The following is a 7,760-nucleotide window of genomic DNA, read 5'->3' as shown; positions in this document are numbered from 1 at the left end:
CAATCGTGCCCACGTTCACGTGGGGCTTGGTGCGCTCGAACTTACCCTTTGCCATGGCTGCGTCTCGTTGGTAGTGCCCGAAGAAAGGGGCGTGGAATTGCGGAATATGAAGCAGGCAGAATATGAAGCTGGCGGATGTGGAGCTTGAATATGGTGCTCACGAAAGGAATCGAACCTTCGACCTCCTCCTTACCAAGGAGGTGCTCTACCGACTGAGCTACGTGAGCAGGTTTTCTGGCGGACCAGGCGTTGCAGTTGCAATGGTGGAGCGGGAGAAGGGAATCGAACCCTCGTAATCAGTTTGGAAAACTGAGGTTCTACCATTGAACTACTCCCGCGCCGGAAGGCCCTGCCAGTGGTGCGCCGGTGACTGGTAAGGCCGCCGGGTGGAACGCTGGATCTTTCTAACTAATGCATGGAACGTTGTAGCTGGTGGAGGGAGGTGGATTCGAACCACCGAAGGCGTAAGCCAGCAGATTTACAGTCTGCCCCCGTTGGCCGCTTGGGTATCCCTCCGAAATGTTTCGATGGGAAACTGCATGGAGCCCCAAAGAGCCCGCAATTTTGGGGCCGGTTGCGTCTGCTGTCAACGGTCGCTATGCCAAAATCGCATCGGATCGCACCGTCGCGAGCGAAATGCAGGCGGGATGCGCGAAGCGCGCAGCCGCTGAAGTGGACTTTTAGTCCATGAGGCGGCGAGCACTGCCGCGCGCCCGCATGCATGAGCGCAGCAGGTGCAATCAGACGTTGAAGCGGAAATGGAGGACATCACCCTCTTGCACCCGATACTCCTTGCCCTCCAGACGCAGTCGGCCAGCATCGCGCGCGCCGGATTCGCCGCGATACTTCAGGAAGTCGTCGTAGCCAATGGTCTCGGCGCGGATGAAGCCCTTCTCGAAATCGGTATGGATCACCGCCGCGGCCTGCGGCGCGGTGCTGCCGGCCTTGACCGTCCATGCGCGGACTTCCTTCACGCCAGCGGTGAAATAGGTCTGCAGCCCAAGCAGCTTGTAGGCGGCGCGAATCACCCGATTCAGGCCCGGCTCGTCCAGGCCGAGGTCCTTCAGGAACTCGTCGCGGTCGGCGTCTTCCAGCTGACACAGTTCTTCCTCAATCGCAGCTGAGACCGGTACTATTTCCGCGCCCTCGCCGGCCGCGCGCGCGCGTACCGCGTCCAGGTGCGGGTTGCCCTCGAAGCCGTCCTCGAGCACGTTCGCGACGTACATAACCGGCTTCAGGGTCAGCAGGAACAAATCGCGCAGCTCGGCGCGATCGTCATCGGTCAGCTCCAGCGAACGCGCCGGCTTGCCGTCGTTCAATGCATCACGCACGCGACCCAGCACTTCGGCGCGGACCTTCGCGTCCTTGTCGCCGGTCTTGGCCGCGCGCTCGGCGCGATTCAGCGCCTTGTCGACCGAGTCCAGGTCGGCCAGCGCCAACTCGGTGTCGATGGTGTCGATGTCGGCCAGCGGGTCGACCTTGTTGTTGACGTGGATAATGTCGTCGTTATCGAAGCAGCGCACCACGTGGGTGATCGCGTCGACCTCGCGGATGTGGGCCAGGAACTTGTTGCCAAGTCCTTCGCCGCTGGCCGCGCCCGCGACCAGGCCTGCGATATCGACGAACTCGACCGCGGTCGGGATGCATTTCTGCGGTTTGACGATCTCGCTGAGCGCATTCAGGCGCGGATCCGGCACCGGCACCACGCCAACGTTCGGCTCGATCGTGCAAAAGGGAAAATTGGCCGCGGCAATGCCGGCCTTGGTCAACGCGTTGAATAGGGTGGACTTGCCGACATTTGGCAGGCCGACGATGCCGCATTTGATGCCCATGTCGCTGGTTGCTCCATTGCCGCACGGCTCATTGCCCAGAAGCTGAGGGCCATGCGATGAAAGTGGGATGAATCAGTCGGGACGCGGCGTGTGCAGCCGTGTCATCGCATCCATGAAATTGCCGTTGACAGCCAGTGGCATGACATCCATCGCGTCATCGATGGCGCGCAGGATCATGACCTCATCGTCGCGGCCGGGCTTGCCCAGCACCCACGGCGTGACCTGGTCCTTGTGTCCCGGATGACCGATGCCGATCCGCAGGCGATGGAAACCGCCATGCCCGAGTAGCCGCGCGGTGTCGCGCAAACCGTTCTGGCCCCCGTGGCCGCCATCGAACTTGAGCCGCGCAGTACCCGGAGGCAGATCCAGCTCGTCGTGCACCAAAAGCGCCTCTTCCGGCTCGATCTTCCAGTAGCGCAGAGCTGCCGTGACCGACTTGCCTGACAGGTTCATGAAGGTTGCCGGCTTCAGCAGCCACAGTGTCTGTCCGGCGATGTCGATCTTGGCGGTTTCGCCAAACAGCTTGCTTTCGAGGCCGAAGCGCACCCCGGCCCGTTCGGCCAGCGCATCCACAAACCAGAACCCGGCGTTGTGCCGGGTCCGGGCATGTTCGGGACCGGGGTTACCCAGCCCAACGATGAGACGCAATCCAGCCATCGCGGGAACCACGATTCGCGTTCAACCCGGGCGCGGGGCGGGCAGCACCGGCGAAGACGGCATGAACCGTACTTCTGGCCGGTGCGGCAATGCCCCGCAGCGGGCTGGGGACGAATCGATTACTTCTCGTCGTCCTTCTTGGCAACCTTGACTGCCGGCACTTCTTCGACAGACTCGGCCGTTTCTTCGGTTTCCTCGGTCTCGACGCGGCCACGGCGGGCAACGGCAACAGCGACGTCGTGCTCCTTGCCCAGCTTGAGCTCGGGGATTTCGACGCCCTTCGGGAGCTTGACTTCCGACAGGTGGATCGTAGTGCCCACTTCCAGAGCACCCAGATCGACCTCGAGGAATTCAGGCAGGTCCTTCGGCAGGCAGGTCACTTCGACTTCGTTCATCTCGTGGGTGACCACGACGTCGGACGACTTGCCAGCCGGCGATTCATCCTGGTTGATGAAGTGCAGCGGCACGCTGATGCGCAATTCCTTTTTGGCATCCACTCGCTGGAAATCCAGGTGCAGGATGATCTGCTTGAACGGATGACGCTGCATGTCACGCAGCAGCACGGACTCGGTCTTGCCTTCGATGTCCAGGCTCAGGATCGACGAATAGAACCATTCGTTCTGGCTGGCCAGCCAGATTTTCTCGTGCTCGAGCTGGATCGGTTGCGAGGCGGACTTGCCGCCATAGACGATGGCCGGGATGGACGCGGCACGACGCAGGCGGCGGCTCGCACCCTTCCCCTCGACGTTGCGGCCAGTAGCCTTGATGATGTGTTCGGACATTTCGTTACTCGCTTTTGTTGCGATGAAACCGCCTCGCGGCGGTGAATACACTCACCCGCGACCAGGTGAGTGGGTTGCGCCTCCGGCGTGTGCCGGCGACGCGGATTTCGTTGTCACTCGACGTACAGCGAGCTGACCGATTCGCCGAACGCCACCCGACGGATGGTTTCGGCCAGCAGCTCGGCGACGCTGAGCTGGCGGATGCGCCCGCAGGCGCGCGCCGCTTCGGACAACTGGATGGTGTCGGTCACCACCAGTTCGTCCAGCTGCGACTTGGTCACGTTGTCGATCGCGGGGCCCGACAGCACCGGGTGGGTGCAGTAGGCGACCACCTTGAGCGCGCCACGCGCCTTCAGGGCAGCGGCAGCGGCGCACAGGGTACCAGCGGTATCGACGATGTCATCGACCAGCACGCAGATCTTGCCTTCGACATCGCCGATGATGTTCATCACCGTGGACACGTTGGCGCGCGGCCGACGCTTGTCGATGATGGCCAGGTCGGCATCGTCGAGGCGTTTTGCAATCGCGCGTGCGCGCACCACGCCGCCGACATCCGGCGAAACCACGATCAGGTTGTCGGTGCCGTGCGCGCGCCAGATGTCGGCGAGCAGCAGCGGCGAGGCGTACACGTTGTCGACCGGGATATCGAAGAAACCCTGGATCTGGTCGGCGTGCAGGTCAACAGTCAGCACCCGGTCGGTACCCACCGCGCCAAACATCGTGGCCGCGACCTTGGCCGTGATCGCCACCCGCGACGAACGCGGGCGACGGTCCTGGCGGGCGTAGCCGAAGTACGGCACCACCGCGGTCACGCTGGCCACCGAGGCGCGCTTGAGCGCATCCACCAGCACCAGCAACTCCATGAAGTTCTCGGCAGTCGGCGCATTGGTCGGCTGGATCACGAAGACCTCCTGCCGGCGCACGTTCTCCTCGATCTCCACCTGCACTTCACCATCGGAGAAGCGACTGACAAGTGCCTTGCCCGGGCGCACGCCCAGTTCCTTGCAGACCGCCAGCGCCAGCGGGCGATTGGCGTTGCCGGAAAAAACCAGCAGGTTGCGTTCGTCTTGCATGTTCGTCATTCCGCTGCGCTCTGACCGTGGCGGTGCAAGGGCCGCACGGCGAACCATGCGGGAGGACTGCTTAAACACTAAACACGTGTTGCGATACAACATTCGCGAGGTGGCAGGGGCGGAAGGATTCGAACCTTCGAATGTCGGGATCAAAACCCGGTGCCTTAACCACTTGGCGACGCCCCTAAGGTGTAATTTTCCACTGCATCCAGCAGTGGTGATCGTTCCGCACCGCGCGCCAGCCAAGCATCAATGCCATGTGGCAACGCCGCGAGCGATGTTTCGGCGGATCCGCGATCGGCGAATTCCACGAAGCACACGCTGCCCGAACCCGTCAAACGCGGTCTGCCAATGTGCGCCAACATGGTGAACAGGGCCTCGACGGCAGGTTCACGGCGGCGCAGCACAGGCTCGAACGCATTGTCGAGTACGGTTCCGGAAAGGAAGTCGGATATTGTTGCGGGTGCAGCATGCCGAGTCAAATCAGGATCTTGGAAAACTTCGACGGTCGCGGCATGCACGCCCGGACTGGCCAGCACGTACCAGGCTGGAGGCAGGTCGAGCGGCGCCAGTTGCTCGCCGATGCCCTCCGCCCAGGCGTTGTGGCCACGCACGAAGACCGGCACATCCGCGCCCAGCGTCAGGCCCAGCGCGACTAGTCGATCAACATCGAAACCTGTTCCCCACAACCGGTTCAGCGCGACCAGCACGGTGGCAGCATCAGAGGAACCACCACCCAGACCCGCACCCATCGGAATATGTTTTTCGATGCAGATATCGACACCTTTGCTGCATTTGGCATCCTCTTGCAGGATTTTAGCTGCGCGTACCAGCAAGTCGTCCTGCTCGGACACACCGGCCGCAGCCTCGCCAATTCGGACTATCCGGTCATCGGTACGGAGCCGCAGGCCGATCCTGTCGCCCCAGTCCAGTAACCGGAACACGGTCTGCAGCGTGTGGTAGCCATCGGCACGGCGGCCGGTGATACGCAGGAACAGGTTGAGCTTGGCCGGGGCCGGCCAATAGCTCCAGCCCTCGCCTGCCGGCATCGTGTTCATTGCTTGTCCCAGCGATCCACTACCAGCCGAACCCGGTTGGACGCCTGCTCGGCATTGATGCGGGTCGGCAGTTCCACGCCACTGTCGGGATCTGGCTGCCAGTTGCTGTAGTCGATGACCCAGCCGCCCTGTTCGATTCGCAGCAAGCGAGTGTCGATGCCGAAAACCGAGCTCGCCTCGCCCATGGCGCCTGATTCGGCGGGCGCTCCGCGCAGCCAGCAGCCCAGCGCGGCGACCGGAATTTCCCAACCAGTGGATTGGCGCAACAACTGGCCGGCATCGGTACCACGCAGCGGGCCGCCGGAAACACCTTCCAGCGCCACGCCATCCGCATCTGCCGTCAGCGTCCAGCTCTGCCGGGTCACCGGCGCGGACAGCGTCACTTCGGTGCGACCGGCGCCTTGCGTCCATTCGATTCGTCCGCTGCCGCCATCCTTGCCATTGGACAGGGCGACCCGACCCAACATCGTCCAGGCCGGCGCATCGCAGGCCACTTGGCCCAGACCCAATGCGGCGATGCGGGCCTTCTGCGCCAGCTTGGCTGCCCGCACCTGCGCGTCGCCCACCAGCACATTGGTTGGAGCGGCAGCAGGCGGCATACTCTGGCAGGCCGCCAATAGCAGGCATAGCGCAGCGACGCCAATCCGCTGGATCACGCACCGACCTCGTGCAAGGCGCGCTGCAGTGAACGGTTTTCCGGGTCGATCTTGCGCGCCTCATCGAAATAGCGGCGCGCTTCATCCTTGCGCCCCATCACCCACAGCACCAGGCCAAGATGGCTGGCGATGTCAGGGTCTTTCTGCAACGTATAGGCACGTCGGAGGTGATCCAGTGCTTCGACATTGCGACCGAGCCGGAACAGCACCCAGCCATAGCTGTCGATGATCGCGGCGTTACTGGGCTCGGCCACGCGCGCGCGGTCAATCAGTTCCAGCGCTTCCTTGTAGCGGGTGGTGCGGTCGGCCAGGGTGTAGCCAAGCGCGTTAAGTGTGGTCACGTCATCCGGTGCGGAGACCAGGATGCGACGAAAATCGGCCTCGGCCTTGGCGATGTCGTCGCGGCGCTCCCACAGGATCGCACGCGAATACAGCAGGGCCTGGTCGTCGGCGAAGGCGGCGAGCCCACGCGCGTAGGCATCCAGTTCGCCGGCCGCATCCTTGTCCTTGAGGCGCAATTCGGCTTCCAGCAGGTAGGCGTCACGGCGGGTATCGTCCTGCAGTGCGGCTTCGGACTGCATTACATGCAAGCCATCGAATGCTTCGGCCTTGCGGCCCAGCGTGAACAGGACATTCGCACTGCGCAGCCGGGCGATTGCGCGCGCCTGTTCGCCAGGCACGCTCGCATACCAAGCCAGGGCCTCGTCGTTGCGCTCCAGTACTTCGGCCAGTTGGCCCAGCAGCAGGCGCCGGCTCGGATCCGGGCGGGTCGCCTCGCGCTTGGCTTCCTCGTAGAGCTTGGCCAGCCCGGCCTTGTCCTTGGCCTTGTCAAGCAGGCCTGCGCGCTGTGCATAACTGGACTCGTCCTGCGGGCCGTAGGCCAGCACCGCTGCGGCCTTGGCCGGATCGCCGAGCGCATCGTATTCACCGGCCAACGACCAGCGCAGCGGCATGGACAGCTTGGCGGCATCTTCCAGTCCTGCCAGCAGGCTGCGCGCCTGGTCCGGCTTGCCGTCTTCACGCAGCAGTTGCGCACGCAGCAGCGCAACGCGCGGCTCGCCTGGGAAGCGGGCGACCACCTGTTTGACGATGCGTTCCACCAACGCCGGCTGTTCCAGCCGCTGCGCTAGGCCGCCGAAGCCCAGCCATGGTCCCAGTTTGTTGGGCATGCTGCGGTCGTCGACCAGGTCGCCGAGTACGTCGACAACGAGCTTGGACTGCTGGCCGACCGCGCCGATCAGCGCCGCCAATACCTGCTTCCAGCCGTCATCACCGCTTGCCAGCAAGCTTTTCAGTTCGCGCCGCGCCGCACGTCGTTTGCCGGCGCGCAGATCCAGGGTGGCGGCCACCACTTGTTGGGATGCACTGATCTGCGGCTCCAACGACTTCCACAGGTCAAAACACTGACGCGCCAACCCATCTTCATTGGCGAGCAGGGCAATTCGAGTTGCCCGTTCAGCCAGTACCGGGTCATTGGCGCTGCGTGCTGCCTGCAGATACTGGCGCGCGGCTTCGCCCAAATGACCGGCTTGCAAGGCGAACTCACCTGCCATGCTTGCCTGCAACGGGTCTTCGGGCTTGGGCGACGAAGGTTTGGCCGCGTGCGCCAGACCCATGCAGGCCAGCAATACGGCAGACAACAACAGGCTGGAACGAAGGCGTTGCGGCGTGGGCATAAGGGCGGGCCGGTACACTATGCGGT

General features: G+C 63.5%; 7 protein-coding genes and 4 tRNA genes. All 11 read right to left on the bottom strand.

Annotated elements, in window-relative coordinates; translation table 11 throughout:
* Positions 1–151 precede the first annotated feature (151 nt).
* Positions 152–227: transfer RNA gene (locus tag PSV05_RS15050), tRNA-Thr, on the bottom strand.
* A 37-nt stretch (positions 228–264) separates the two neighbouring features.
* A tRNA-Gly gene (locus PSV05_RS15045) sits at positions 265–338 on the bottom strand.
* 92 nt (positions 339–430) lie between these two features.
* Positions 431–516 (bottom strand) — tRNA-Tyr (locus PSV05_RS15040).
* Between the two features lie 224 nt (positions 517–740).
* Complete coding sequence (ychF, locus tag PSV05_RS15035) at positions 741–1,832, bottom strand: redox-regulated ATPase YchF (protein WP_300066965.1); 1,092 nt, start codon at positions 1,830–1,832, stop codon at positions 741–743.
* A 72-nt stretch (positions 1,833–1,904) separates the two neighbouring features.
* Positions 1,905–2,489, bottom strand: coding sequence for an aminoacyl-tRNA hydrolase (gene pth / locus PSV05_RS15030; protein ID WP_300066962.1), 585 nt, complete (start codon positions 2,487–2,489; stop codon positions 1,905–1,907).
* A gap of 119 nt (positions 2,490–2,608) precedes the next feature.
* A complete protein-coding gene (locus PSV05_RS15025; RefSeq protein ID WP_300066959.1) occupies positions 2,609–3,271 on the bottom strand; it encodes a 50S ribosomal protein L25/general stress protein Ctc in 663 nt (220 codons plus the stop codon).
* A gap of 113 nt (positions 3,272–3,384) precedes the next feature.
* The gene (locus PSV05_RS15020) at positions 3,385–4,344 is read right to left on the bottom strand and encodes a ribose-phosphate diphosphokinase (RefSeq protein ID WP_300066956.1); all 960 of its coding nucleotides are present in this window, start codon (positions 4,342–4,344) and stop codon (positions 3,385–3,387) included.
* Between the two features lie 110 nt (positions 4,345–4,454).
* Positions 4,455–4,530, bottom strand: a tRNA-Gln gene (locus PSV05_RS15015).
* Positions 4,509–5,402 (bottom strand): 4-(cytidine 5'-diphospho)-2-C-methyl-D-erythritol kinase, encoded by an 894-nt coding sequence (gene ispE / locus PSV05_RS15010; RefSeq protein ID WP_300066953.1) that lies wholly within the window; start codon positions 5,400–5,402, stop codon positions 4,509–4,511. The genes PSV05_RS15015 and ispE overlap by 22 nt, the downstream gene beginning before the upstream one ends.
* Positions 5,399–6,058, bottom strand: a complete 660-nt coding sequence (lolB, locus tag PSV05_RS15005) for a lipoprotein insertase outer membrane protein LolB (RefSeq protein ID WP_300066950.1) — start codon at positions 6,056–6,058, stop codon at positions 5,399–5,401. The genes ispE and lolB overlap by 4 nt, the downstream gene beginning before the upstream one ends.
* Positions 6,055–7,734 (bottom strand): tetratricopeptide repeat protein, encoded by a 1,680-nt coding sequence (locus tag PSV05_RS15000; protein WP_300066947.1) that lies wholly within the window; start codon positions 7,732–7,734, stop codon positions 6,055–6,057. The genes lolB and PSV05_RS15000 overlap by 4 nt, the downstream gene beginning before the upstream one ends.
* Positions 7,735–7,760 lie beyond the last annotated feature (26 nt).

Source organism: Thermomonas sp. (genome assembly GCF_029945965.1).
Classification (GTDB): Bacteria; Pseudomonadota; Gammaproteobacteria; order Xanthomonadales; family Xanthomonadaceae; genus Thermomonas.
The sequence above is the reverse complement of the archived record's forward strand: the minus strand, read 5'-3'. Positions and strand labels throughout refer to the sequence as shown.